Source organism: Bacteroidota bacterium, assembly GCA_039821555.1.
GTDB lineage: Bacteria > Bacteroidota > Rhodothermia > Rhodothermales > Rubricoccaceae > JBCBEX01.
Map to the genome: position 1 here is coordinate 79,754 of JBCBNX010000005.1, position 26,348 is coordinate 106,101.

General features: G+C 66.5%; 24 protein-coding genes and 1 pseudogene. 11 read left to right on the forward strand and 14 right to left on the reverse strand.

The window, feature by feature from the left end:
• Nucleotides 1–129: 129 nt before the first annotated feature.
• Nucleotides 130–762: a TetR/AcrR family transcriptional regulator gene (locus AAFU51_07895; GenBank protein MEO1571178.1), complete on the reverse strand. Its 633-nt coding sequence runs from the start codon at nucleotides 760–762 to the stop codon at nucleotides 130–132.
• Nucleotides 763–961: 199 nt separating this feature from the next.
• On the opposite strand from AAFU51_07895, the gene pepT reads away from it, so the two are divergent.
• On the forward strand, nucleotides 962–2,299 hold the full coding sequence (pepT, locus tag AAFU51_07900; GenBank protein MEO1571179.1) for a peptidase T: 1,338 nt from the start codon (nucleotides 962–964) through the stop codon (nucleotides 2,297–2,299).
• A 104-nt stretch (nucleotides 2,300–2,403) separates the two neighbouring features.
• Here pepT and AAFU51_07905 read toward each other — a convergent pair whose 3' ends face one another.
• Together AAFU51_07905 and AAFU51_07910 are read right to left on the reverse strand one after the other, a co-directional pair.
• A complete protein-coding gene (locus AAFU51_07905; GenBank protein MEO1571180.1) occupies nucleotides 2,404–3,729 on the reverse strand; it encodes a T9SS type A sorting domain-containing protein in 1,326 nt (441 codons plus the stop codon).
• Nucleotides 3,726–7,055 (reverse strand): T9SS type A sorting domain-containing protein, encoded by a 3,330-nt coding sequence (locus tag AAFU51_07910; protein ID MEO1571181.1) that lies wholly within the window; start codon nucleotides 7,053–7,055, stop codon nucleotides 3,726–3,728. The genes AAFU51_07905 and AAFU51_07910 overlap by 4 nt, the downstream gene beginning before the upstream one ends.
• Nucleotides 7,056–7,635: 580 nt before the next feature.
• Here AAFU51_07910 and AAFU51_07915 point away from each other — a divergent pair.
• Nucleotides 7,636–7,806: a hypothetical protein gene (locus AAFU51_07915; protein ID MEO1571182.1), complete on the forward strand. Its 171-nt coding sequence runs from the start codon at nucleotides 7,636–7,638 to the stop codon at nucleotides 7,804–7,806.
• A 128-nt stretch (nucleotides 7,807–7,934) separates the two neighbouring features.
• On the opposite strand, the gene htpX is transcribed toward AAFU51_07915, so the two are convergent.
• From htpX to AAFU51_07945, 6 genes are all read right to left on the reverse strand, one after another.
• The gene (gene htpX / locus AAFU51_07920) at nucleotides 7,935–8,765 is read right to left on the reverse strand and encodes a zinc metalloprotease HtpX (protein MEO1571183.1); all 831 of its coding nucleotides are present in this window, start codon (nucleotides 8,763–8,765) and stop codon (nucleotides 7,935–7,937) included.
• Between the two features lie 134 nt (nucleotides 8,766–8,899).
• Nucleotides 8,900–9,280 carry a hypothetical protein gene (locus tag AAFU51_07925; protein ID MEO1571184.1) on the reverse strand — a complete coding sequence of 127 codons (381 nt, stop codon included), beginning with the start codon at nucleotides 9,278–9,280 and terminating at the stop codon, nucleotides 8,900–8,902.
• Nucleotides 9,281–9,282: 2 nt separating this feature from the next.
• Entirely contained in the window at nucleotides 9,283–10,635 is a 1,353-nt protein-coding gene (locus tag AAFU51_07930) for a LysM peptidoglycan-binding domain-containing protein (protein MEO1571185.1), read from the reverse strand.
• Between the two features lie 52 nt (nucleotides 10,636–10,687).
• A complete protein-coding gene (locus AAFU51_07935; GenBank protein MEO1571186.1) occupies nucleotides 10,688–11,014 on the reverse strand; it encodes a tetratricopeptide repeat protein in 327 nt (108 codons plus the stop codon).
• Between the two features lie 201 nt (nucleotides 11,015–11,215).
• Nucleotides 11,216–11,983: a TPM domain-containing protein gene (locus tag AAFU51_07940; GenBank protein MEO1571187.1), complete on the reverse strand. Its 768-nt coding sequence runs from the start codon at nucleotides 11,981–11,983 to the stop codon at nucleotides 11,216–11,218.
• A 108-nt stretch (nucleotides 11,984–12,091) separates the two neighbouring features.
• The gene (locus AAFU51_07945; GenBank protein ID MEO1571188.1) at nucleotides 12,092–12,694 is read right to left on the reverse strand and encodes a LemA family protein; all 603 of its coding nucleotides are present in this window, start codon (nucleotides 12,692–12,694) and stop codon (nucleotides 12,092–12,094) included.
• A 378-nt stretch (nucleotides 12,695–13,072) separates the two neighbouring features.
• Between AAFU51_07945 and AAFU51_07950 the strand changes: the two genes are divergently transcribed.
• The 3 genes from AAFU51_07950 (at nucleotide 13,073) to yajC (ending at nucleotide 14,399) form a co-directional block, all read left to right on the forward strand.
• The gene (locus tag AAFU51_07950; GenBank protein MEO1571189.1) at nucleotides 13,073–13,561 is read left to right on the forward strand and encodes an NfeD family protein; all 489 of its coding nucleotides are present in this window, start codon (nucleotides 13,073–13,075) and stop codon (nucleotides 13,559–13,561) included.
• Between the two features lie 43 nt (nucleotides 13,562–13,604).
• On the forward strand, nucleotides 13,605–14,000 hold the full coding sequence (locus AAFU51_07955) for a MauE/DoxX family redox-associated membrane protein (GenBank protein MEO1571190.1): 396 nt from the start codon (nucleotides 13,605–13,607) through the stop codon (nucleotides 13,998–14,000).
• A gap of 102 nt (nucleotides 14,001–14,102) precedes the next feature.
• The gene (yajC, locus tag AAFU51_07960) at nucleotides 14,103–14,399 is read left to right on the forward strand and encodes a preprotein translocase subunit YajC (protein MEO1571191.1); all 297 of its coding nucleotides are present in this window, start codon (nucleotides 14,103–14,105) and stop codon (nucleotides 14,397–14,399) included.
• A gap of 63 nt (nucleotides 14,400–14,462) precedes the next feature.
• On the opposite strand, the gene rnc is transcribed toward yajC, so the two are convergent.
• A complete protein-coding gene (rnc, locus tag AAFU51_07965) occupies nucleotides 14,463–15,332 on the reverse strand; it encodes a ribonuclease III (protein ID MEO1571192.1) in 870 nt (289 codons plus the stop codon).
• Nucleotides 15,333–15,680: 348 nt separating this feature from the next.
• Here rnc and AAFU51_07970 point away from each other — a divergent pair, with 348 nt between their 5' ends.
• A complete protein-coding gene (locus AAFU51_07970) occupies nucleotides 15,681–17,078 on the forward strand; it encodes an MBL fold metallo-hydrolase (protein MEO1571193.1) in 1,398 nt (465 codons plus the stop codon).
• A gap of 30 nt (nucleotides 17,079–17,108) precedes the next feature.
• Here AAFU51_07970 and rpoN read toward each other — a convergent pair whose 3' ends face one another.
• Together rpoN and AAFU51_07980 are read right to left on the reverse strand one after the other, a co-directional pair.
• Nucleotides 17,109–18,659, reverse strand: coding sequence for an RNA polymerase factor sigma-54 (rpoN, locus tag AAFU51_07975; protein ID MEO1571194.1), 1,551 nt, complete (start codon nucleotides 18,657–18,659; stop codon nucleotides 17,109–17,111).
• Between the two features lie 125 nt (nucleotides 18,660–18,784).
• Nucleotides 18,785–19,402 (reverse strand): DUF3109 family protein, encoded by a 618-nt coding sequence (locus tag AAFU51_07980; GenBank protein ID MEO1571195.1) that lies wholly within the window; start codon nucleotides 19,400–19,402, stop codon nucleotides 18,785–18,787.
• 251 nt (nucleotides 19,403–19,653) lie between these two features.
• Between AAFU51_07980 and ruvB the strand changes: the two genes are divergently transcribed.
• The 5 genes from ruvB to AAFU51_08005 all read left to right on the forward strand — a co-directional run bounded on the left by ruvB (nucleotide 19,654) and on the right by AAFU51_08005 (nucleotide 24,473).
• On the forward strand, nucleotides 19,654–20,688 hold the full coding sequence (gene ruvB / locus AAFU51_07985) for a Holliday junction branch migration DNA helicase RuvB (protein MEO1571196.1): 1,035 nt from the start codon (nucleotides 19,654–19,656) through the stop codon (nucleotides 20,686–20,688).
• 44 nt (nucleotides 20,689–20,732) lie between these two features.
• Nucleotides 20,733–21,287 carry a hypothetical protein gene (locus AAFU51_07990; protein ID MEO1571197.1) on the forward strand — a complete coding sequence of 185 codons (555 nt, stop codon included), beginning with the start codon at nucleotides 20,733–20,735 and terminating at the stop codon, nucleotides 21,285–21,287.
• 153 nt (nucleotides 21,288–21,440) lie between these two features.
• Entirely contained in the window at nucleotides 21,441–22,217 is a 777-nt protein-coding gene (locus AAFU51_07995; GenBank protein MEO1571198.1) for a class I SAM-dependent methyltransferase, read from the forward strand.
• A gap of 86 nt (nucleotides 22,218–22,303) precedes the next feature.
• A complete protein-coding gene (locus tag AAFU51_08000) occupies nucleotides 22,304–23,683 on the forward strand; it encodes a dipeptidase (GenBank protein MEO1571199.1) in 1,380 nt (459 codons plus the stop codon).
• A gap of 121 nt (nucleotides 23,684–23,804) precedes the next feature.
• Entirely contained in the window at nucleotides 23,805–24,473 is a 669-nt protein-coding gene (locus AAFU51_08005) for a hypothetical protein (protein MEO1571200.1), read from the forward strand.
• Here AAFU51_08005 and rpe read toward each other — a convergent pair.
• Together rpe and rplQ are read right to left on the reverse strand one after the other, a co-directional pair.
• Nucleotides 24,467–25,132, reverse strand: coding sequence for a ribulose-phosphate 3-epimerase (gene rpe / locus AAFU51_08010; GenBank protein ID MEO1571201.1), 666 nt, complete (start codon nucleotides 25,130–25,132; stop codon nucleotides 24,467–24,469). The two genes, AAFU51_08005 and rpe, sit on opposite strands and share 7 nt — an antisense overlap.
• Nucleotides 25,133–25,900: 768 nt before the next feature.
• Nucleotides 25,901–26,269 (reverse strand): annotated as a pseudogene (gene rplQ, locus AAFU51_08015) (50S ribosomal protein L17).
• Between the last annotated feature and the right edge of the window lie 79 nt (nucleotides 26,270–26,348).

Sequence of the window (26,348 nt, forward strand, 5' to 3'; positions counted from 1 at the left end):
TGACAACGGCCCTGATGCGGTCGTTTAAGATACGATGAACCACCCTATCGAAAGCGCTTACGGCGTAGCAGTTTCAGGGGGGCTCGGCCTGACTCCTTAACAGCGTTCACGCTCGAAGAGTCACGGCCCCTACCCGGCCACGACGGCCGCGCGCCGGAAGGCGTGCACGGCCCGCTGCACCGTCTCCTCCACATAGGCCTCCAGCGGGATCTTGACATCGAGCCGGTGCGCCATCGCGAGGGAGACGGCCCCGTGGAGCGTCGCCCAGAGCACGGACGAGGCCACCTCGGGCCGCTCGACGTCGAGCAGCCGGGCGGCGGCCCCGGCTTCGAGTGCCTCGGCGAAGAGGCCGAGGTTGCGCCGCGCGCGGCGGTAGTTCTCCGCCGGGTAGCGCGCCATCTGGTCGGGGCGCAGCAGGAACATCACCTCGTAGTACTCCGGGTTGCTGAGCCCGAAGTCGACGTAGGCCCGCGCCATGGCGAGGAGCCGGTCGACGGGGTCGGCGTGCGCCCGCTCGGCCTGCTCCAGTTCCGCGTGCAGCATCGTCATGCCCTCGTCGATGAGCGTGTGGACGAGCGCGTCCTTGCTGTCGAAGTGGAGGTAGATGCTCGTGGCGCTGCACCCGACGGCGAGCGCGATCTTGCGCATCGAGAGGGTCGCGTAGCCGTCGGCGAGGAGCAGGCGACGGGCCTCGTCGAGGATCGCGCGGCGGAGCGCCGCCCCGGACGGGCGGTCGGCGGAATCGGGGCGGGAGGTGGTCACAGAGCTGGAGAAGGGGAGCCGGTGGGGATGGGCCAGGACAGCCCGACGCGCGTGCGACGGGAATATATCCTCCTCGGTCGTTTGGCGCGCCTCAAATCGGACGCATTCGAACCCAAAGCGCGGACGGGGGGACTATTCGAGCAGCGGCGCGTTGGTATCGGGCACCTCTCTGTTTGCCTCTCTCCTGCTCGCCTCTCCGATGCGCCGCTCTCCGACGGATGACGTCCTGCCCCACGTCCCGCCTGTGCCCGTGCCCGCCGACCTGCCCCCCGTGGCGGCTCGCTTCTGGCGCTACGTGCAGGTGCACACCACCTCCGACCCCGACAGCGGGGCCACGCCGTCGACGCTCTGCCAGAAGGACCTCGCGCGCATCCTCGCCGCGGAGCTGCGCCTGCTTGGCCTCGACGACATCGAGATGGACGACCACGGCTACGTCTACGCCACGCTGCCCGGCATCCAGGCCGAGGGGCTGCCGACGCTCGGGCTCATCGCCCACGTGGACACCTCGCCCGACGCGCCCGGCGACGGCGTTCATCCGGTGCTCCACCGCAACTACCAGGGCGGCGTCCTGCCGCTCCCCGGCGACACCTCCGTCACGCTCGACCCGGCACGACAGCCTTCCCTTCGCGCGCATCTCGGGCACGACCTCCTCACCAGCGACGGCACGACTCTCCTCGGGTCGGACGACAAGGCGGGCGTGGCCGTCATCATGCAGGTCGTCGCCGACTTTCTCAACGCCGACCTCCTGCACGAGCATGGGGGCGAGGGGCCGCGCCCGCCCGTACGCGTCCTCTTCACCGTAGACGAGGAGGTCGGGCGCGGTGTCGAGCAACTCGACCTCGCCCGCTTCGGCGCCGACGTGGCCTACACCGTCGATGGCGGCGCAGTCGGCGGGATCTATGCCGAGACGTTCAACGCCGCCGAGGCCGTGGTCCGCATCGAAGGGGTGACGGTGCACCCCGGCTACGCAAAGGACGTGATGATCAACGCGGTCGAGATCCTGAGCGAGCTCATCGCGGCCCTGCCGAGCGACGAGACGCCCGCCACCACGCACGGGCGGGAGGGCTACTTCTACGCGCACCGCCTCGCGGAGTCCTCAACTGCCGAAGCCGAGGCCCGGCTGATGCTGCGTGACTTCGACGACGACGGCATGGCTCGCCGCAAGCGGCTCCTGCGCGAGCAGGCCGACCGCCTCCGCGTGCGCTACCCCGGCTCGCGCATCACCGTCACGATCCAAGACCAGTACCGCAACATGCGGTCGTACATCGAGGAGACTGACCCGCGCACCATCGCCTTCGCGCTCGACGCAGCGCGCACGGTCGGCATCGAGCCCGAGTTGAAGCTCATCCGGGGCGGCACCGACGGCGCACGCCTCTCCGAGCAGGGCATCCCCACGCCAAACCTGTTCACGGGCGGGCACGACTTCCACAGCGTGTTCGAGTGGAACACGGTCCAGAACCTCGAACAGACGCTCGCCTACGTGAAGGCGCTCGTCCGCTACTGGGGCACGCACGGCGGTGCCGAAGTTCGAAGGTAGAGGTTCGAAGGATGAGGTGGGGACCGTTCGACCTTTGAGACGGCGACTCGATTGGAGTTGTACGGACTTATAGTCGCGCCTGCGCGTACCGGACGTACCGAGCGCTACTGCGCCACCGTGACCCGCCGCGTGGCGATCGTCGCACCGGCGGTGGCGCGGACTACGTAGACCCCCGCCGGCCAGCCCGCCGTCTCGAACGTGAGCGAGTGCGTGCCTGCGCCGCGCGTGCCCTCCGCCAGCCGCGCGACTTCGCGGCCGAGGAGGTCCACGACCGCCACACGCACGTCGGCGGCTTTCCCCAGCACGAGAGGCACCGTCACGGCCCTCGTCGTCGGGTTGGGGTAGACCGCGCCCAGCTTCACCGCTCCAGGCGTTCCCGGCACCTCCTCTCCTGCCGACGACGTTACCGGCTCGACCGTGCGCAGCACCGTCCGCGACGTACCTACCCACACCCGGCCTTCCCAATCCACTACGATGTCCTCCATGCGGAACGAGTCGCCTACCAACTCCTCTCCGTCGAACTGTCCCACGTTCTCCCACGTCGCTCCACGGTCCAGCGAACGGTACACCGCGCCAAACTGCGTCGTGTCGCGCCCGCTGTCCATGATGCCCCACAGGCTCCCATCCTCGCCTGCCGCCAGCCGACCTACGAAACCGAAGATGTCGGCCGGCAGCCGCCCCCGCGTTGTCCACGTGCGCCCGTCCGTGCTCTCGCGCACCACCCCCTTCTCGCTCCCGCCGTCCTCCACCGGGCCGTTCATGTACGTGTAAAACGCGTCCTGGTAGCCTGAGTAGATCACGTCCTCCGAGTCGTAGCCGAAGAACTGCGTGAGGTTCGACGACTGCCAGGTGAGCCCGTCGTCGGTGGAAACCGCCGCGCCGCCGAGGCCTGCCACGACGAGCCGCCCGTGGGGGAGTTCCGGCGTGGGCGGGCTCTGGGCGAAGGCGCGCCCGAAGACGCTCTGGAAGAGGGGATCGTCGCGGCCGATGACGGTCCAGGAGTCGCCGCCGTCGGTGGAGCGCTCGACGCCGAGGTTGTCGGTGGCGGCGACGAGCGCGCCGGAGTGCGTCTCGATCACCGCCTCCCCGCGCTCTACTGCCACGAGGGCGCGGCGGCCATAGTCCTTCGACATGCGCAGCCCGTCAGAGACAAAGAAGAAGCGCCCGTTCGAGGTCATCGTGACGCGTTCATGGATTTGCCGATCATTGACCTCGACGAAGCGGTCAGGGCCGGAGCGCCGCCACACCCACGTCCCTCGCCCACCGGTGAGGTACACAGTCGAGTCCCCCGCCACCGAGAGGTCCCAAGCATCCGTCGCATTCGGAACGACCTCCCACGCGACGGGCGAAGCCTCTTGCGCGAAGCCGCCCGGTGTGGCCAGCAGCAGTGCCGTCGCCAGCGCTGCGGCTTTTCTGTCACGGCTTCTCATCGCACCACCGTGAGCGTCCGCGTGAACTGCTCCGTCGCCGCCTGGGTCCTCACGGTCGCCTGCACTAGGTACACACCCGGAGCCAGCCCCGCCGTGTCGATCTCGTAGGCGTGCACGCCCGCACGAGCGGTCTGCGCTTCGAGAGCGCGCACCCGCTGCCCGAGCGTGTTCACGAGCCAGAACGTCACCTCAGCGTCGCGCGCGAGCGCCAGCGGCACCGTCACGCCTGAGGCCGTCGGGTTGGGATACGGCGCACGCAGTTCGGTCGTCGTTGGCACCGTCCCGTCCACCGTGGAGGCCTGCACGGAAGGCGCTGCCGTGCGCGGGGTGCCTGGAGCCGAGGCTCCGCCGCCTTCGACGAGATCCCCTTCGCTCGCCACAGCGAGTGCCCGCTCAAGGAGTTCGGTCTCATGCTCGGGCCATCCAGCGCGCAGCGCCGCCAGGGCGGCTTCCGCCTCCGCGAAGTCGCCCGCATCTCGTGCGACAGCGTGGAGCGTGAGCCATCCGCGGCGCGCGTGGTCGGTCCCCGCGTATTCCGTCGTGAGCGTTGTCGCGGTCGCACGCGCCTCGTCGTGGCGACCCGTGCCGTAGTAGACCTCCGCGAGTGCGGCGTGCGCATAGCCTCCGTGCTTCCGGGTCCGGCTCTGCCCGTGCAGGAAGCCTTCGAGGCCGGGGTGTGCCTCATTGCGCCCGAGTTGGGCGGCCACATCGAACCCACGCTGGGTCTCAAACGGCGTCCGGGCACGCTGAATCGCGCTCACCACATGGCCGATGCCGACATTCCGGTCGGGGTTCTCAGCGCCCTCCGCGATGGCGAGCCAGCGGTCTTCCGACATACCCTGCGGCGGCCCACCTTCCTCACTACCATCATCCTTGGCACCCTCCATCCCTGCGGCAGTGCCACGTGCGAACGTGCCCCCGCTCGTCGTGAGGTCATCCGAGGGCGGCGTAGTCCCGCAGGTGGTCGAAATGGCAGGCGGATCGTAGAGGAACGGCGAGCCGTCGAAGGTGCCGTAGCCGCCGATAGAGACACGCGCCAGGTCCGGGCCGGTCGGCTCGTCCCAGTAGTTGCACTCCGCGATCACCTCGGCGTAGCCAATCGTAGCATGCTTCTGATTGGGGTTGCCGCTGTTGAGCCGGAACCAGTTGTGGCGGTAGTTGAAGTCGAACTTGACACCAGCGCCGCCGCCGTAGATCGTGGCACCGAGTTGCGAGGAGAGGGTGCTGGTCTGGCTGTCCGCAACAAGATTGTTCTGGCCCGTAATCAAGCCGCCGAGCCCGACGTGCCCAAAGACGACCCGACCATTGTCGTTGGCCTTCGCGCCGTTCTCGCCGCTTTCGTCCACCGTAGAGAGGCGCATAAAGATGTCGGCCCCATCATCGGCGTAGACGCCAGCGAGCCCGCTATTTCTGATGATTACGTCATCAAGGATCACGTTTGCTCCTGAAGTAGCAACCACACCATTATGCTGGTTGTGGTCGAGAATTCTCGATGACCCGAGCGCGCTAGATCGCATTGTGACGTCAGCGTTGCTACCGGTGACGAAGAGGCCATCGCCTGCGCCGTCCTGCAGCGTAACGCCTTCCAGCGTTACGTTGGCATTCCACACGTAGATGGAGGTCCCCGGCGAGCCCACCACGTCGGTAATCGTCGTGTTGCGGAGCGTGCCCGAACTGCCGGGCCGGTAGTAGACCCCACCCCAGGTGTCGTTGCCCGTTGAACAGAAGGAACCGCAGGGGATGGGGGCGAGCGTGACACCGTCCGCGCCGAACGAATCCAGCGTGCCGTTCACAATGAGGCGTTCGCCCGACCCGAACCGCAGCGTCACGTTGTCTCCGATCCGCACGGCTCCTCCTGTTTCAACGAATATCCCCTCTTCGAAGTCAATGAGCGTACCCGTGTCTCCGCCGTCGAACGTGAGCGTCACCCCACTCTTGACGCGCACCTGGCCCTCAAACGACCGATTGTTGGTCTCAGGTCCCATCCACGAGTCCTCGCGTATCGACACATATGGCAGGGTAAACGGATCATCGTAGTAGTCAAACGCAATCGTGGTACTTCCGGAGACGTATCGGATGTTGTCGATGACAGGAAACAAGGGATAGCCGGAGGGTACCTGGGCAGCCGTCGAGAACCCCTGGATGTTGGGCCGCGTCCAGGCCGAGAGTTGCACGTCGCGGCTCGGTTCCCAGAGGTCGCCGTCGTAGAGATCGTAGAGGGAGGGAGGCGTGTTCGTAGCCAGTCGGCAGTCGTCGATGTTGGCAAGGTCCCCGTCTGCGGGAATCAAGTCGCGTCGCCATGTCCTGCTGTTGGAGGAGGGGAATCTCTGTATCTCTCCCAATTCGACCATCAGGCCATAGTCGGTGTTCTGGAACGAGTTGATGTCGACGCAGCCTCCGCAGTTGCTCAGGTTAGCCTTCACAATAGGCCGGTCGGTCCACGGCTTCACGTTCTGGACATTCGAGAGGTAGAGACTGCGCTCGGAGGTGAGGCGGAGCGAGTAGCACCGGTCCGAGTCGATCAAGTCCTCGAGTTGATAGGTGCCTGCGCTCGAAAGCCGTGGGCACTCGATCCAGTCATCGAAAGTGGTCTCCGTGGCCTCGCCGATGAGGTGCCGCTCGAATGCAGAAGGGGAGGTGGGGGGTAATGTTTCCTCGGCAGTTCCTTGACCTCGCATTAACGCATAGCCCGCAATCTTGTCGGCGTAGGTCGAGTCACCCGGGAGGATCACCTCGTCGTCGTACAGCGTCTCGGTGCGGCGCATGGGCACGTAGTTACCCGCAATGGGGTTCAGGTGGATCACATCTTTCCAGATGTGGTGCCCCAACTCGTGCGCGGCCAGGAGCAGGTTGTTGGAGAGCGGGTTGATCGACTGCCACCGCATGAACGTCCCCAGGTTGCTTGGCACCTCGATATTCCCGCCCGGCGACACCACTGTGAGCGTCGAGTCTAGGCCCAGTGAGGCAATGCCGCTGAATTCGAGGCCTCCGCCTCCCGCCGGTGGTCGAAGCGTGCCGTTGTCACGCAGAAAAACGAACACGTAGTCGATGACGCCGTCGCTGGCATGGTCGTACTCGGAGAAGTCTTTCACGGCGGCTGCCGCCAATATCGCGTCCTGTGACACCTTACCCCAGTCTACACGCGCCGAGTCCGTGGCGTTGGTAGCATAGCCAGAGGATGGGCCTAGCTCTACGCCTACCACATCGGTATACAACTCGAACTTGCCTCGCGACTGGCTAAAGAAGAAGTCGCCGAGCGACCCGGGCTGGAAGGAGGCTGGATTTCCGACCTGAAAGTTGAGCATCGTGTCCGCCACCTGTGGCATGGCCGATGAGGCGGGCCACTGCTGGTGGCAGCTCTCGGCGTTCGCGTCCGCGAAGCGAGCAAAGATGATAAGCGTGCGCCAGGTACCGCCTACCACAGAACTACTAGCAGCCGTACCTCCGGCTGCGCCGGTGCCTCCCTGGTCTTCGTGTGACCCGCAGACAAACCCAGGCCCTTGTGCCTGTGCGGTTCCTCCGGCCAGCCCCCATGCGAGCAAGAGCGATACCAGGAAAGCACTGCCCTTACTAAACGTAACCGCTAGACTGCCAGAGAGAGGATGTGGCTGCATGGCGGACTCAGTAGAAACGTGAATGAAAGACGGGGCGATGGGGCACCTACATCATACAGTTTCGGAAAATCTATTACAAACGGCCAAACTATTCAGTGTCGCCAAACCTAGACCTCTACTGTCTTTACTCTACCGCTGATGCTAGCCCCCGCGCACAGACTGCCAGGCCAGCGAGCGTCCTCACTCTAAGCGGAGGGTCTGCGAATCCGGTAGTCCCAAGCGAACGCAGCGCCCTAGCCCTCGTTTACACTGCGTTGCTCCCCTTGTCTCCTCCGACGACATCCCCACGACGATGCCGCTCAACCGCAAGCAGAACCGCCTGTTCGTCCTCGCCTTCCTCGTGCTCGCCTTCGCCATGGCGCTCTTCGCCACCGTGTCAATCTATCAGGGCTGGAACGACGAGGAATTCCAGCGCCACGTCCAGGAGGCCGAGAAGACCAACGAGCCGCCTAAGATGTTCTAGGTGAGCTGTCGGCGCTCGTCTTTCGGCTAGCGACGTGCACTTCCGATACAGAAGCGCCCGGCCTCCGCGTTGGAAGCCGGGCGCTGTCGTTTGTGCTGCCGAGAGCCGACGGCCTTGAGCCGATAGCCCTATCGCGCCATCAGCCGCTCGATGCGGTCCTGCGTGGGCGGGTGCGTGGCAAAGAGGTTGCGGAAGCCGCCCATGCGCCCTGCGAGCGGGTTGACGATGAACATGTGCGCCGTGCTTGGATTGGCGTCCGCCGGGATAGATGCCGCGCCGCGCTCCAGCTTCGCGAGTGCGCCTGCGAGGCCGTTCGGCGTGCCCGCGATGTCGGCCCCCGTGGCGTCGGCCGCGAACTCACGGGCGCGCGAGATCGCCATCTGGATCAGCATCGCCGCGATGGGCGCGAGGATGAGCATCAGCAGGGCCTGGAGCCCGCCGCCGTTGTTGTCGCGGCCCACCGGGATGAAGATGGCGAAGCGCGCCAGCAGCGTGATCGCCGAGGCGACCGTCGCCGCGATGGTGGACGTGAGGATGTCGCGGTTCTTGATGTGCGCGAGCTCGTGCGCGATCACACCTTCGAGTTCCTCCTTCGTGAGCATCCGCACGATGCCATTCGTCACGGCGACGGCAGCGTTGGCCGGGTTGCGGCCCGTGGCGAAGGCATTGGGCTGGTCGCTGGGCGTGATGTAGACCTTCGGCATGGGGAGGTCGGCGCGCTGGCGTAGTCGGTCTACCATGTCGTAGAGCTCCGGGGCCTCGTCGCGCGTGACCTCGCGACCCTTGTACATCTTCAGCACGATCTTGTCCGAGAACCAGTAGCTGAAGAAGTTCATCCCGACAGCGAAGACGAACGCGATGATGAGGCCCTGGCTACCGCCGAGCGCCTGCCCGATGAGGGCGAAGAGGGTGATGAGCGCCGCCATCAGCGCCGCCGTGCGAAAAGCGTTGGTGGTCATGGCCGAACTGCCGTTCTGGCAGCGGTTGGTGGGAATGACTTGACAGGCCGGTATACGCCAAACCCCGTGCCCGGGTGCATCCGTGGCGGCACCACCCCTTCGGCTTCACGCGGCCCGCACAAAGCCTACTCCCATCACACGAAGGCAGCCTGTATACGAGGCCGGGCCTGAAGCCGAAGCGACAACTCTGCCTTGACATGCTTCAGTTCGTCATCATCAAGAGGGTTTGGTCCCGCAAGGAGCACTACCCTCTCGAATAGAAGGCAGCTCTCCGACGTGTGTTTGACCTGCCGGATCCGGTCCAACACGTAGAACCAGAACGTCACGATGGCTTGCTCTACCCCTTCTCGGCAAATCGACAGAGCCACCAGGCTCTCGAGAGGCCACACGCCGAGCCTGAGGCGGAGCCCCTCGCAGCAGTACGAGAAGCCATATCGAACTCTGTATTCCTCCTCGTCAGGCACCACCTCCAAGCACTCGATGACGTCCGTGGGGTCCCAGTCCAGCAGCGGCATGTCTAGGGGACCATCCGGATGTCCACGCTCGCGGCCTGCGCCGGGTCGAGGCCGAGCGCTTCGGCAGCGCGGCGCGACAGTTCCATGACGAACTGACCACTCACCGGACCACGGTCGGCGATCCGCACGAACACGCTGCGCTGGAGTGCCGGATTGGTGACGAGCACCACGCTCCCGAACGGTAGGTCGCGGTGGCTCCCGACGAGCGCATCGGGATCGTAGGCAACGCCGCTGGCCATCGCGCGGCCAGCGAGGCCGTCGGGATAGACGAGCACTTGGCCCGTCTCCGTGGGCGGCGGCAGCGATGCCTGGACGGTGCGGTGGTACTGCATCGTACCCACTTCCTCGGGAAGGAACAACAGCTGCCCCGCGACGAGCGGTGCCGTCGTGAGCCCGGGGTTGGCGCTCACGAGCGCCTGTGCCCCGATCTGGTAGCGCGATGCGATGGCGTAGAGCGTCTCGCCGCGCCGCACGAGGTGCACCTCATCGGCCGGCACGGTGGTGTCGGTCATGACGAAGGGCGGCGGGGCCACTGTGAGTTGGACCACCTCGGCTGGCTGGAGCGAGCGCGGGGCCGGGAGCGGCGCTGTCGGTGGCACGGACGCGGTCGTCGAAGCCGCGTCATTCGACGGCACCGATTCCTCGGGAGCTTCCACATCGGGCTCCTCCGCATTCGGATCGTCAGCGAGGTCGGCGCTCGAGAGCCCGCCTGGCAGTACGCCACCTGGCACCGGGGGCGGCACCGTCGCCCTCGTTTCCTCCGGCTCGTCGGCGTCCACCGGCAGCGTCGCAGCCACGTCCGCGCCCGCAGGCTCCTCGTCCTGGACGGCATCGGTAGGAGGAACGGCAGACTCGGTCGGCTCGCTCGGGGGCGGCACAGCTTCCTCCCGAGCCGGGCTCGCCGCGGCCACCTGCGCGGCCTGGCGTACGACCACGCGCTGTCCCACGCTCAGCTGCGTGTCGGTCAGTCCGTTCCACCCCATCAGTTCATCGACCGAGGTATCGAACCATACCGAGAGGCGATAGAGCGTTTCCCCAGGCCGCACCGTGTGCACGAGCGCCCCGGTGTCATCTACGACCGCAGGCACGGGAGGAGCGGAAGCTAACGGCGAGGACGGCGGCACTGCAGACGACGGCGGTGTCGTCCCGGGAATTCGGAGGGTCTGCCCCACCTGGATGCGGTTGTCGAGCAGTCCGTTGACCTGGCGAAGGTCGAAGACCGTCGTCTCGAAGCGCTGGGCGATGTTGTAGAGCGTGTCGCCGCGCTCCACAACGTACGCGGAGGTTGTCTGGGCGAGCGTGGGCGGCGCGGCCACGAGGAAGAGCAGACCGCAGAGCAGGAGGAGACGTGTCATGATCGGAGCGTCAGCGCGAGGGCTGTGGGCGTGTCGTCAGCCATCCGTGTCGTCAGTCGTCAAAGCCGAGACCCTCGGCTTCGAGGAGCGCGCTCTGGAGCTCGGCGCGGGCGTGGAGGTCGCCGAGGCGCTGCGCCGTGCGGATGCCCGCCTGGTAGGTCGCGATGGCCTCTTCGAGTCGGGCGAGGTCTTCGTAGAGCTTGCCAAGGTGGTAGTAGGTACCGACGTAGTTTGGGTGGTCGGCCACGAGCCCTTCGAAGAGGGCCAGGGCGTCGTCGGTCTGGCTGCGTTTGCGGTACTCGGTGGCGAGGGCATAGCGGGTGAACGGGTCCTCGGGGTCGTCCTCGTAGTAGGTGAGGAGCGTCTGAAGTCGGTCCATGCGCGCGTGGGGAACGCGGAAAGCGAGCGAATAGGCGAAGATACGCCGATGGCTGCGCCAGGTCGACGGCGCCCCGCCTCACCCCAGGGGCTCCTCTCGAGCATAGCGTCGCGCCCTGCCTCGACTCACTTTGCGCCTGTGCCTTGGCACTTCATCATTGCCCCCGCTTCCACCTCCGCCCTTTCCACTTCGAGCATCGGCTCACCAGCTACCGCCTGCGCCGCCGCCTCCGAAGCCGCCGCCGCCAAACCCGCCGAAACCACCCCCACCGAAGCCGCCGCCGCCAAACCCGCCCCGGCTCGACCCGCCAAAGCTGCCTGGGAGCACAACGATGCCCGGTCCAGAGCGACGACGACGTCCGCCCGAGGAGCCGCCCCCCGTGCCGCTGATCAGGCCGCTGATGATGAAGTAGGCGAGCAGGATGCCGAGGTAGATCAGCGCCACGTTGACACCCTCGCCCTCGGGCGCTTCGGGGACGGCCTCGTATTCCCCCGCCGCCGCGGCCTGGATCGCATCGACGGCGCGCTGAATGCCCGCGTAGAAGTCGCCCTGCCGAAACGCCGGGACGATGACGTTGCGCACGATGCGCCCCGCGAGCGCGTCCGGCACCGCACCTTCGAGCCCGAAACCCGTCGCGATGTAGACCTGCCGCGTGTCGCGCACCACGAGCAGCACCGCGCCGTTGTCCACGTCGCCGCGCCCGACGCCCCACGTCTGCCCTAGTTCGGTCGCATACATCCCCGGATCGGCCCCGCCGATGTCAGGCAGCGTCACCACCACGATCTGCGTGGACGTCTCCCGCTCGTAGGCGAGCAGGTCCTGCCGAAGCGCCTGCGCCTCACTCGGCGAGAGCAGGCCCGCGCGGTCCACCACGAGGTCCTGCACCGGCGGGATCACGTCCGAACTCTGTGCGCCCACCGTCAGCGTGGGGAGCAGCGTCCAGACGAGAAGCAGAAATCGGAGACCCACGACCGTGTTGCGTGTTAGGTGGTACGTGTTGGGGTAGCGCTCCTCAACGCAATACGCAACACGCACCACTTGCTGAGCCGCCGAACCCGCTAGGCTGAAAGACGGCCGCTAGTCGAAGCTCACATCCGGCGCGTCTTCGGCCCCCGCGTCGGCCTCGAACGGCGTGCGGCGATCAAAGCCAAAGATCCCGGCGAAGAGCGCCGTCGGCATGCGACGAACCTGCTGGTTGTAGTCCGTGACAACCTCGTTGTAGCGCTGGCGGGCGACCGAGATGCGGTTCTCGGTGCCTTCGAGTTGCACCTGGAGGTCGCGGAAGGCCTCGGTCGCGCCGAGTTCGGGGTAGTCTTCGCGGACGGCGTTGATGAGCGCGCCCGTCGCCGCGCCGAGTTGCTGCTGCGCGTTGAGGTACTGCTCGACGGCCTGCGGGTTGTTGAGGTCCTCGGCGGTGAGCGTCACGTTGACGGCGCGCGTGCGGGCCTCGGTGACCTGCGTGAGCGTCTCCTGCTCGAAGTCAGCGGCGCCTTCGACCGTCGCGACGAGGTTCGGGATGAGGTCGGCGCGGCGCTGGTACTGGCTCTCGACGTCGGCCCATGCCTGGTTGACGCTCTCGTCCTGGGTGACGAGCGAGTTGTAGGCCCCGCACCCGACGCAGCCGCCGAAGCCGAGGATGAGGACGAGGACGAGAACGATGATGGAGCCGGTGCTACGCATGGCTGGATGGGGCTGGAGAGCGGGTCGGTGGACGAGAGGGCGGCCGGCAGCGCGTGCCGGACGCGGGTGGCACGGCGCAATCTACGGAGCCCCCCGACTTCGGATGCGCGATCACGCCCCGTGGCGGCTCAACGCCCCACTTCAACGGCGGCGACGTCGGGTATGACGAGGCAAACCGGCGCGACAGCAACGTCGGCTACGATGTCGGCTGCGATGTAGGCTGCGATGTCAGCGAGGCACCCGGCTCCACGTCAGTGGGCACGGTCTCTCTGGCTTTCTGCCTCGGATCGGAGCCGTTGCGCAGGATAGGGTGCATCTGTTGGCGCGCTGGCCCGTAGATTTCGCCCAACGTCCCCCTCACCTGCTCCTCGCCGCGCTGTGGACTTCATCACGCCGCTGCTCTTCGTACTGGTCGGCCTCGCGCTGATCACGGCCGAGGTCTACTTCATTCCCGGCCTCAACGTGGTCGGCGTGGCGGGGGTGCTCAGCTTGCTGCTGGGCGTCGGCTATGCGTTTGTGACGAGTGGTCTGATAGGCGGTGCCGTGACGCTCGGTGGGTCCGTCGTGCTGAGCGGGTTGCTCGGCATCGCACTCGTGCGCTCTGGAGCGTGGAACCGATTCGTTTTGCAGTCGGACCTCGGTTCTTCGCCCTCGGACCGCTTGCTTGAGGAGGAGACCCGGGCCCGCTACCTCGGGCGCTCCGGCACCGCGGTGTCGCCGCTGCGCCCCACGGGCGTCGCGGAGATCGACGGGGAGCGGGTGGAGGTGCAGACCGAGGGTGAGTTCATCGCGGCCGGGAGCCGCATCCGCATCGTGGCGATGGACCGCCGCCGCTACTTCGCGCGCCTCGACAAGGGCGAGGCATGATCGGTGTGCCTGTGGTCCGGGGTGAACGGGCAGCCATAGTCGCATGACGCACCAGGGATCCGAAAGCCGGTGGCGGCGAGGGGCTCGCTGGGGGCTCGCGGCGCTGTTCGTGGGGGCCGGCGCGATGCACTTCGTGAACCCGGAACCCTACGTGCGCCTCATCCCACCCTACCTCCCCGCCCCGTTGCTGCTCGTCTACGTGAGCGGCGTCGCGGAGGTGCTCGGCGGCCTCGGCGTGCTCCCGAAAGTGACGCGGCGCTGGGCCGGGCTCGGTCTGATCGCGCTGCTGGTGGTGTTCCTCCTCACGCACGTCCACATGGCGCTCAACCCGGCGGACTACGCCGATCTCGGGGTGCCCGCGTGGGGCTGGTGGGCGCGCCTGCCGGTGCAAGGTGTCCTCGTCGCGTGGGTCTGGTGGACGACGCAGCCCCGCCGCTAGCGGGCCCGAATCCACGCGCGGCGCACGGATCGGCCGGGACCAGCCCCGTATCTTCTGCGCGGGAAACACCCCCACCTCCCACCTGCATCGCAGATCCACGCCATGACGCCCATTCTCGCCCAAGCCGCGCCCGGCTTCGACCCGAGCTTCCTCATCATGATGGGGTTGATCTTCGTGGTCTTCTACTTCTTCATCATCCGCCCGCAGCGCAGCCGCGAGAAGCAGCACCAGGCCATGATCGAGGCGCTCAAGAAGGGCGACCGCGTCACCACCATCGGCGGCATCCACGGCAAAGTCCACAGCCTCGACGACGGCACCGTGCTCGTAGAGGTCGATGGCAACACGACCAAGCTGCGCTTCGACCGCAAGGCCATCGCTGCCGTCCAAGGCAAGGAGTAAGGCAGCGCCTCGCCGTCCGCTATCCGCCTTCGACGACTCGAGCTCTCTGCACGGCGCGCACCGCTACGCGTCGCTCTCGGCATCCACCGTCACCTCGGCTCCGTCCTCTGCGGCCTGCCGGAAATACTCCAGCGCGACGCGCGCGGCTTTCTGCTCCGCTTTCTTCTTGGAGCGCGCCGTGCCCCGTCCGTAGGCGTTCTCGCCCACGTGCACCTCGACCGTGAACCGGCGATCGTGGCTCGGCCCCTCCTCGTGGACGACGAGGTAGGACGGCTGCGGCCACGCGCGGGCCTGGGCGTACTCCAGGAGTAGGCTCTTGTAGTTGCTGCGCGTTGCGGCGAGGTCGTCCAAGTCGACGCGTTCGTCGAGGAGGTCGAGGACGAACGTGCGCGCCGCCTCGATGCCCTGGTCGCGGTAGAGCGCGCCGAGGATCGCCTCGAAGGCGTCGGCAAGGATGGTCGCGTTGTGGCGGCCGTCGGTGGAGGCCATGTTGTCGCTCATGAGGATGAGCGGGCCGAGATCGATGGCCTCGGCGTAGGCTGCGAGCGCCTGCCCGTTGACCAGCTTGGCGCGCATGCGCGTGAGGAAGCCCTCGTCGCGGTCGGGGAACTCGTCGTAGAGCCGCTCGGCGACGATCATGCCCAACACGGCGTCGCCGAGGAACTCTAGGCGCTCGTTGGAGAGCAGATGGCTGTCGGGCTGGCCGCGCAGCACGGAGCGGTGGCGCAGCGCCCGCTCGTAGAGCGCGAGGTCGCCGACGGGCATGCCGAAGAGCGCTTCGAGGTCGCCGCGGGCCACGCCGGCCGGGCTCGCTTTGGGCGGGCGGCGCAAGAAGCGAAGTGCGCGCCCGAGCAGCGCGGCGGCGGCCGCGGCGCGCGAGGAGGAGCCGTTGCTGGTGACCGTGGTCGCCATCCTGAAGAGCAAAGAAGACACGCGCCGCATCAGGACGAGCAGGCGCGCCCGAGACACAAAGGCAGAAGCAGCGAAGCCGAGGGCGCGGCGATGCGGGCAGGGGTGGACATCTAATCTCCTTGTTTTCGTCCAAGGCTGCAAGCCCTTTTCTGGACAAGGGGGACAGCCTGCGACCTTTTGTTTGTAGTTCGCTCGCTTGTGGGACGCTCTCGGTGCTCGCTGTGGTTTGTTGCGTGTTGCGTGTTGCGTGGAAGCAAACTAGCCACCTCGCCGCGCCTAAACGAGTTCGTCCTCCTCTTCTCTAGTCGCTAGTTACCAGTCGCCTCCCTACCTTCCCCCACGCTCTTCTCCCCTCGATCCCCCCTCGCCATGCGACTCACCTTCTGGGGCGCGGCCCGCACCGTCACCGGCTCGCAGCACCTCGTCGAAACCGCCAGCGGCCACCGCCTCCTGCTCGACTGCGGGCTCTACCAGGGCCGCCGCTCCGAGGCCAACCGCATCAACCGCACCTTCGGCTTCGACGCCGCCTCGCTCGATGTCGTTCTGCTCTCGCATGCGCACATCGACCACTCCGGGTTGCTTCCGAAGCTCTACCGCGAGGGCTTCCGCGGGCGCATCTACGCCACGCACGCCACGCGCGACCTCTGCGCGCTCATGCTCCGCGACAGCGCCTACATCCAGGGCAAGGACGCCGAGTTCTACAACCGCAAGCTCCGCAAGCGCGGCCAGCCGCAGGTCGAACCGCTCTATGAGATGGAGGACGCCGAGGACGTGATGAACCTCTTCGTCGGCGTGGGCTACCGGCAGCCGTTCACGCCCGTCGAAGGCGTCTCGGTCGAGTACCGCGACGCAGGGCACATCCTGGGCTCAGCGTCGATGGTGCTCTCGGTCACGGAAAGCGGCACCACGAAGCGCGTCGGCTTCACGGGCGACCTCGGCATGCCCGACCGCCCCATCCTCCGCGACCCGCAGCCGATGGCCGACTGCGACGTGCTCATCGCCGAGTCGACTTACGGCGGGCGCACCCACGAGCCCGCCGACCAGGCGAAGGACCGCCTCCGCGAGATCATCAGCGAGACGGCGGCGCGCGGCGGCAAGGTCATCATCCCGGCGTTCGCCGTCGGGCGCACGCAGACGCTCGTCTACTACCTCGACCAGCTCGCCACCGAAGGCGCGCTGCCGGACCTGCCGGTCTTCGTCGACAGCCCGCTCGCGGTCAACGTCACCGGCGTCTTCCAGAGCCACCCCGAGTGCTACGACCGCGACCTCCTCGACTATATGCTCGCCGACCCGAACCCGTTCGGCTTCAAGCGCCTCGAATACGTCCGCGAGGCCGAGCGCTCGAAACAGCTCAACGACCTCAAGGTGCCGTTCGTGGTCATCTCGGCGAGCGGCATGGCCGAGGCCGGGCGCATCCTCCACCACCTCCGCAACCACATCGAGAACCCGAAAAACACGGTGCTGATCGTCGGCTACCAGGCCGAGCATACGCTCGGGCGGCGCATCGTCGAAGAGCGGCGCGAGGTCAAGATCTTCGGCCAGCCGCACCAGCTCCGCGCGAACGTGGAGGTGCTCAACTTCTTCAGCGCCCACGCCGACGAGCCAACCCTGGTCGACTTCGTCGGCACGCAGGACCGCGACCGCCTCCAGCGCATCTTCCTCGTCCACGGCGACCTCGAACGCCAGCAAGCCATGACGCACGCGCTCAACGAAGACGGCTGGGCCGACGTCGCCATCCCCGAGCGCGGCGAGTCGTTCGACGTGTAGCCCAACCTCTGACTACGCCAGCACGATTGACTACGCCAGCACGATCTGCTTGCGGAGGCGCGCGACGGGGATGTTGAGCTGCTCGCGGTACTTCGTGACGGTGCGGCGGGCGATGTTGAAGCCCTTCTCCGAGAGCGCGTCGGCGATCTTCTGGTCCGAGAGCGGCTTGCGCTTGTCCTCGGCCGCGATGATCTGCTCGATGATCGCCTTGACCTCCTTGTTCGATACCTCCTCGCCACTGTCGGTCGTGAGGCCTTCGGAGAAGTAGTACTTCAGTTCGTAGACGCCCCACTCGGTCTGGACGTACTTCCCGTTGACGACGCGGCTCACCGTCGAGATGTCCATCTCGATGATCTCGGCAACGTCCTTGAGGATCATCGGCTTGAGGTGGCCTTCGCCCATCCGGAAGAAGTCCTCCTGGATCTCGACGATGGCGTGCATCACCTTGAGCATCGTCTGTCGCCGCTGGTTGATCGAGTTGATGAACCAGCGCGCCGATTCCAGGCGGCTCTTGAGGAACGTGCGCGTCTCGTTGGAGCGTCCGTGGCGCTTGCGGCCGTTGCGGCCGTTCTTCGCACCCGCTTTCGAGGCAGCGAGACGGCCCTTTTTCTTGTCGACCGACATCTGGTTCCACATCTGCCGGTAGTGCCGGTTGACGCGGAGTTCGGGCGCGTTGCGGCCGTTGAGCGTGATGATGAACTCGCCGTCGACCTCCTTGACCGTGAAGTCGGGCGTGATGTAGTTGATCTGCGCCGAAAACTCGCCCTCACCGGGCTTCGGGTTGAGCGAGCGAATCAAGTCGTAGGCCTCCTTCAGCTCTTCCTCGTCGATGGAGAGCTTGCGCATGATCGTCCCGAAGTGCTTCATCGTGAACGCCTTGTAGGCGGTCGTGAGCATCTGGCGGGCATGCGTGCGGCCCGGCGTGTCGGACGGCATCACGTCGAGCTGGACGAGCAGGCACTCCTTCAGGTCGCGCGCGGCGATCCCGGCCGGTTCGAGGCGCTGGATGCGCGTGAGGACCTTCTCAACGTCGTCCTCGGTGAGCATCAGGCCCTGGTTGAACATGATGTCGTCGATGATCGACGTGATGGGGCGGCGGAGGTAGCCGTCCTCGTCGATGGAACCGATGACCTGCTCGGCGATGACCGTCTCGTGGTCGTTGAGGCTCAAGAGCCCGATCTGGTCGAGGAGGTTCTCGGCGAGCGTGGTGCGCGCGGGCATCGGAATCTCGCGGTCCTCCTCCAGCGCAGAGTGGTCGACCTGCGCCTTGTAGCCGTAGAGGTCGTCGCCGTTGTTGAGGTACTCGTCCCAGTCGAAGTCGTCCTCGGAATTGGCCTCGGTGTCGCGCTGGTCGGCGTCGGGGCGGTCCTCTACGCCCTCAGCCGTCGGCGACTCGTCAGGCTCGGTCTGGATGATCTCGTCCTCTTCCTCCATGCCCTCTTCGAGGACCGGGTTGGTCTCCAGCTCGGCCTTGATGCGCTGTTCGAGCGCGAGCGTCGGCAACTGCAGCAGCTTGATATACTGGATCTGCTGCGGCGACAGCTTCTGCTGCAGGCTTTGCTTTTGTTGGAGGTTGAGCATGGCGGAGAGTGCGGCTGGACCGCCGGGGTGACGGAGGAGGGAGGGAAAGCTTAGAGGAGTGCCAAGTGGCAGGTGTCAAGGAGGCCTTGGGTGCGAGTGTCTTGCTACCTGTCACTTGTTTCTTGCTACTCACGGCGCATCGCGTCGTTGAGCGTGGCGATGCGGTCGCGGACGGCTGCGCGGAAGCGCTGGTACCAGTCGGGGCCGTACTTGCGCGTCAGCGGCGTTTCGAGAAAGTCGGCGAGTTGGGTGTTCGTGCGCGTGCCATGGTTGATCGCGGGGCGGCAGAGGTCGATCTGCTCGTAGTTGACGACGTCGGTGCCAGGACCATCGTCGGTTGGGTAGGTCTCGATGCGGATCGGGTAGAGGTGGCAGGAGATCGGCTTCTCGAAGGTGAGGCGGCCGGCGTGGTACGCCTGTTGCAGGGCGCACTTGGCGACGGCGCGGTCGTAGACGACGAAGACGCACTCGCGATTGTCGACGGTAGTCGTGGCGTAGTGCCCCGGCTCATCCTCCTCCCAGACGCCGTCGCGGTCGATGACGGCGAGGGCCTCGGGGCGAAGGCGGTCCCGGACGACAGGGAGCGCGTGTTCGAGCTCCTGGCGTTCGTCTGGGTCGAGCGGCGCGCCCCGATCGCCGTGGACGCAGCAGCCGCCGAGGCAGCGGCCGAGGTGGCAGGCGAAGGGCGCGTCGAGCACCGCGTCGGACACGAGTACGTGGTCTACAGCAAACATCGTACCCATAACCTAGAAGGTTACCGAGCCAGTGTCAATAACCTCCTGGTTTTGCAACGCGATTTTCGCCGAGAGCCTCAAATGGAGCGCATAATCGACACATTTTTTCGCCAAACCTTGTGGACAAAATGTGCTCTCTCGGCTTCGGAACCCATGACACGAGGCTGACACCGCCTGCGCGTAGCTTGTAGCTCTCGCCCCCCCTCTCCAGGTTCTACCCGCGCAGGCCGCGCCGCGCGCCGATGCCCAGCAGTGACGCCATGACGACGCCCGAACGCGGCCCGCTCGCCGCCCAGCCCGACACCCGCGACGCTGACCTCGAACGGCAGCTCCGCCCCCGCTCGCTCGACGAGTTCATTGGGCAGGAGAAGATCAAGAGTAACCTCCGCGTCTTCATGACCGCCGCCCTGCAACGCGGCGAGACACTCGATCACGTGCTGCTCTCCGGTCCGCCCGGCCTCGGCAAGACAACCCTCGCCATCATTATCGCTGAGGAGATGGGCGCAGCCGTCAAGACGACGTCCGGCCCGGCGCTCGATAAGCCCGCCTCGATCGCGGGGCTGCTGACCAATCTGGAAGAAGGCGACGTGCTCTTCATCGACGAGATCCACCGGCTCAGCCCGGTCATCGAGGAGTACCTCTACTCGGCGATGGAGGACGGGGCCATCGACATCCTGATCGACTCCGGCCCGTCCGCGCGGAGCGTGCGCCTGGCACTGCCGCCCTTCACGCTCGTCGGCGCAACGACGCGCAAAGGATTGCTGACCGCCCCGCTGCGCGCCCGCTTCGGCATCGACTTCCGCTACGACTACTACACCGCCGATGTGCTCCGCCGCATCGTCCTCCGCTCCGCCGATGTGCTCGGCGTGGAGATCGACGAGCAGGGCGCGCACGAGATCGCGCGCCGCAGCCGGGGCACGCCGCGCATCGCCAACCGGCTCCTCCGCCGCGCCCGCGACTTCGCCGAGGTGGACGGCGACGGCGTCATCACGATCGCGCTCGCCGACCGCGCCCTCAACGCGCTCGACGTGGACGAGGCCGGGCTGGACGACATGGACACGCGCATTCTGCTGGCGCTCCTGGAGAAGTTCGAGGGCGGCCCCGTGGGCGTCTCGACGCTCGCTGTGGCCGTGGGCGAGGACCCCGGCACCATCGAGGAGGTCTACGAGCCGTACCTCATCCAGGAGGGCTTCATGGCGCGCACCCCGCGCGGGCGCGTCGCCGCCCGCCGCGCCTACGACCACTTCGACTACCAGCCGCCGCTCAAGTCCGGCGACCTGTTTCCATTTGAGTAGGAGTTAAGCCTTTGGACACCAACCTTTAAACACCCCTCAAACCCTTGTCAATTATCGAGACAGCATCCGCAGCATTCGGTTTACTTGAGGCAGGAATAAGACTTAGCAAGTCGACTACCGACGGCGACTTGGGGATCAGCCTCAAGATCAAAAACCTGGCTGTTGGTAAGAGTCGATTGGACACTGGTGCAGCACTAGCTTTTCTGGTTGTGACAAACAACTCGGACCAGCCTCGCTCCATAACGGATATCATTCTCGACTGGGGCACAACCCGAGCCAATCGCGTTCCCCTCGTCAGCCTAGAACCTATAGATTCTTTTGACTCTGCCCTAAATGAGCTTGACGCCAAGTCCCATGTGTATTCAGCTCTCTTCTACGAGGTCGATCCACTTTTCGCCGACTTGCGTATCCTGCCAGACGACATATACCTACGCCCAAATGAGTCACGTTCCGGTTGCGCGCTCTTTGCCTTCGAGGAGAAAGCAGGGGTAAGTGCTCCCTTAATCATAGTGGAGGTCGGTGGGCTTGGAGTGCTGTCGAAATCGCTTTGGTGCAACCCACGTGTCGAACCAGTACCGAAGGCGATCGAGGTAAAGTGACCTGTTCCCGTTTGAGTAGGAAGCCGAGGGCTTCAGGGGTTCAATTTCTCAGCAGTTCAGTGGGAGCTCACTGAAACACCGAACCCCTGGAGAACCCGAGCACCCAGTGCAGTGGTAGGTTGGGGCACGCTCTTCTCCTCGCCCCTGCCCCGCATGTCCTGGTACGAAGCCTGGTTTGACTCTGACGCCTACGAGGTCGTCTACCAGAACCGCAACCTCGCCGACGCCCGGCGGCTGCTCGACCTCATCGAGCGCGTCGCCGCGCCCGCACCCGACGCGGCGCTTCTCGATGTCGCCTGCGGGCGCGGGCGCCACGCACGGCTCCTCGCCCAGCGCGGCTACGACGTCACTGGTCTCGACCTCTCCGAGAACGCCATCGCCACGGCGCGCAAGCGGGCGAAACAGGAGGGCTTGAGCGAACGCGTCCGGTTCATGGTCGGCGACATGCGGCTGCCGCACTTCCAGCAGCGCTTCGACGGCGTTGTGAACCTCTTCACGTCGTTCGGCTACTTCGCCGACGAGGCCGACCACGCCCGCGCGGTCAGCGCGATGGCGCAGGCGCTCAAGCCGGGCGGCTTCCTCGTCCAGGACTTCCTCAACGCGTCGTACGTCCGCCAGCACCTCGTCCCTCGCGACGTGCGCACGCTCGACAGCATCGACGTGACGCAGGAGCGCTGGATCGCCGAGGACGCGCCGGGCGGCCCGCGCGTCGAGAAGCGCATCACGCTCTGCTGCTTCGAGTTCGACGAGGCCGAGGGTATCGCGGCCGAGGACCACGTCTTTACGGAGTCGGTCCGCCTGCTCACCCGCGACGACATCGCTGCGCTCTACGACGCCGCTGGCCTGACGCTCCTCGACACCTACGGGACCTACGACGGCGACCCGCACACGCCTGAGAGCCCCCGGCTTATTTTGCACGCACGGGCGTAGTCGGCTTGTCCCTGGTCACCAGTCACTGGTCAGCGACGACAGGGAACCGCCCAGCCGCCCTCACCAGTGACCAAGGACAACGAATCATGGACCAAGCCCTCGCCTACGCGCACGACCACGCCGACACGTTCGTCGACCAACTCCAGAACTGGCTGCGCATCCCGTCGATTTCGACGGACCCCGCGTACAACGACGAGACGCGCCGCGCCGCAACCTGGCTCCGCGACGAACTCGCGCGCGTCGGCGTGCAGGAAGTGCGGCTGATGGAGACCGGCGGGCACCCCATCGTCTACGCCGAGCACCGCGCGGGCGACGACAAGCCGACCGTCCTCGTCTACGGGCACTACGACGTCCAGCCGCCCGACCCGCTGGACCTCTGGACGAGCCCGCCCTTCGAGCCCGTCATCAAAGACGGCGACGCGCGCACGGGCACGCTCTACGCCCGCGGGGCCTGCGACGACAAGGGCCAGGCGTTCATGCACGTCAAGGCGCTCGAAGCCTACCTCCAGAGCGGCACCGACCTGCCCGTCAACCTCAAGTTCCTGATCGAGGGCGAGGAGGAGAGCGGCTCCGTGCACCTCGCCCCGTTCATCGAGGCGAACGCGGACCTGCTCGCCGCCGACGTGGTGCTGATCTCTGACACGGGCCTCTTCGGCCCCGGCATCCCGTCGATCACCTACGGGCTGCGCGGGCTGGCCTTCGTCGAGGTGACGCTGGAGGGGCCCAGCCGCGACCTCCACTCGGGGATGTACGGCGGGGCGATCGAGAACCCGATCAACGCGCTCGCCCGGATGATCGCTGACCTGCACGACGACGACCACCGCATCACCGTCGAGGGCTTCTACGACAACGTGCGCCCGCTCTCCGACGCCGAGCGCGAGCAGTTCGCCGCGCTGCCCTTCGATGTCGCCGAGTGGGCGGGCGAGGTGGGCGTCTCCACGACCAAGACTGAGGGGAGTTTCACCGCACTCGAAGGCGTGTCCGCGCGCCCGACGCTCGACGTGAACGGCATGTGGGGCGGCTACATTGGCAAGGGCGCAAAAACCGTGTTGCCCTCCAAGGCGAGCGCCAAGATCTCGTGCCGCCTCGTCCCGGACCAGACGCCGGACGAGATCACCGAGAAGCTACGCCGCCACTTTGAGGCGCACGTCCCCGACACGATGAAGCTCACGTTCACCGACCTCCACGGCGGGCACGGTGCCATCGTCGACATCACGGCGCCCGCGATGCAGGCCGCCAAGCAGGCGATGCGCGAGGTGTTCGGCCAGGACCCCTACTTCACCCGCGAGGGCGGCTCGATCCCCGTCGTCGCCGACTTCAAGCGGCTGCTCGGCCTCGACTCGGTGCTCCTCGGCTTCGGCCTCGACACCGACGCCATCCACTCGCCCGACGAGCACTTCGGCCTCGACCGTTTCCACCAGGGCATCGAGGCGGGTATCCGCTTCCTGAAGGCCTATGGTGGGTAGACGATCGGCCATCGGCTATCCACTCCTGGCGGCGAGCCTGCTCCTATCTCTGGCAGTGGGCTGCGGAACGAACGAGCGCCGGGCAGCGCCCAACCCACGCGCGGCGGCGGCCGTGCTGGACATGCCCCCGACTGAGGCGTTCGAGACGCTGCGGCAGGGTCTGCTTGACCAGCGCTTCGTGCGGGTCGACTTCAGCGTGGTTGCGGACTCGGGGCGGACGGCGAACCTCTCGGGCGCCTTGTGGCTCGGCCCGCAGAACCGCGCCTGGCTGCGCGCCTCCGGCACCTTTGCAGGCCAGCCGGTCTCCCCGAGCGCGCTCTCCGATGGCGGCCAGATGGTCTACGGCCGCGACGGCCTGACCGATTTCGACGCGCCGGTCCCAACGCCGCCCGCGCTCAACGAGGCACTCGTCGTCGGCTTCTTCGGGATGGGCGTCCTGCACAACCTGGCACTGCTCACCGCCGACACGCCGCCCGACCACGCTGACGGCGCCGCCGCGGCCTGGGTGACGGCCCACGACCTTGCCTGGGGCTCACCGGAGGAGCGCCGCGGACGAACGCTGCAGCCGCTCACGTTCGCGATCCAGATTGAAGGGCAACCGTCCGGCACCGCCACGCTGTGGCTCGACACGGAGACAGGCCACCCGGTCGAGCGGTCGCAGACCGTGCAGTTTGCAACGGGCGCGATGGAGGTCGTGGAGCGCTACCGCACCTGGCGCTTCGACCGCCCCCCGTTCGATTTCGTGCTTCCCCCCGCACCGCCTGACCCCACCGGCAGCGCGGCTCAGTGAGTCACCGCCTCACGGAACGCCCGCACATTTTCGGCGATGGATCCGGCGCCCTTGAAGATGGCGCTCGCAGCGACGAGCACATTGGCCCCCGCCTCTACGTTCTGAGCCGCGTTGGCGGGCGTCACGCCGCCGTCCACCTGGATGTAGAGGTCGGGCTGCTCCTGCGCAGCGCGGTGGGCGACCCCAGCGATTTTCGCCGTCGTAGTCGGGATGTAAGCTTGCCCTGCAAAGCCTGGATTGACGGACATGACGAGCACGAGGTCAAGGTCAGGCAGGATGTGGTCGAGTGCGCTGAGCGGCGTCGCCGGGTTGAGCGCGACGCCCGCCTGGCAGCCTAGCTCCTTGATGTGCTGCACGGTGCGATGCAGGTGCGGACACGCCTCGGCGTGCACGGTCAAGAGCCCGGCCCCGGCGTCGGCGAAGTCGCCGAGGTAGCGATCTGGCTCTTCGATCATCAGGTGCACGTCGAGCAACGTGGCCGTCTCCTCTGCGAGCGCGCGGAGGCTCTTCATCACCGGTGCCCCGAAGGAAATGTTGGGCACGAAGTGTCCGTCCATCACATCGACGTGCAACCACTCGCACCCGGCGTCGATAGCAGCGCGGGCGTCGGTCCGGAGATCGCCGAGGTCGGCGCCGAGGATAGAGGCAGAGAGGCGCATAGGAAGGACAATGAGCTAGGGACTATCGTGCTGGCTTTGCTCAAAAAACTACGACCGTGTCATCCTGAGCTCGTCTCAGAGCCGAAAGTCGGCGAAGCCAATCTCTGACAATTGCGATGCTACCCAGCATCGCTGCGATGCTGAATCAAGTTCAGCATGACAAGGTGGGTAATTTGTTCTCGAACGTAGTAGCAGCCGTCCGTGTAGCAGCCGTCCGTTGGGAGTGCGGTGGGACCGAACCTACGACGTATCTCGTGGCCCTCGCGTCAATGGGAAGCGCCCCGCTGGCATCAAGCTGGCGGGGCGCTTACGGTCGGGATCGGCGACGAGCTAGGCTGCGTCGCCGGTCTTTTCCTCGCTGGCATCGTCTGCCGCGTCGGCCTCAGGGGCGTCTGCGCCAGCCTTGGCAGCCTTCATCGACTCGACGTAGGCCGCGAGGCCTTCGGTGTCACCTTTCGCGAGGAAGGCGGCCTGCTCGGCCCACGTCTCCTCGTTGGCAGCCTCGTCGCTCGTGTCGCTGTCGGAGGCGATGACACCGCGCAGCGTGTCGAGGTCGGCATCGGCGAGCTGCTGGAACGTCGTGATGCCGTTCGCGGCCAGCGCGCCGGAGAATACCTTGCCGATGCCGTAGACCTTGGTGAGGTCGTCGGCTTTGGGCGTAGCCTCAGTCTGAGCTGCCGGTGCGGCCTGCTGGGCGTCGCCGCTCTTCTTGCGACGGCGGCCACCGCTGCGACGGGTACGCTTGCGGCTGCCGCTCGATGCGCCATCGGGACGCACGTCGTTGTAGTCGACGAGTTCGATGATGGCCATCTCCGTGGCGTCGCCTGCGCGCGAGCCGAGCTTGACGATACGCGTGTAGCCGCCGGGGCGGTCGCCGATCTTCGAGGCGATGTCGCCGAAGAGCTCCTTCACCGCGTACTTGTTGCGGAGGTAGCGGAATGCCTGACGCCGGTTGTGCGTCGTGTCCTCCTTGGCGCGGTTGATGATGGGCTCGACGAACATGCGCAGCGCCTTCGCCTTGGCGGCGGTGGTCTTGATGCGCTTGTGCTCGATGAGCGCCGACGACATCGCGGCCAGCGTGGCCTTGCGGTGCGCCGCCGTGCGCCCCATCTTTTTGAGTTTGACTCCGTGTCTCATGATTTCTGTGGTCGTGGGTCGTGCGTCCCAGGTCACAGGTCATCCCGACCCTAGACCCACGACGCGTGACCCTGGACGC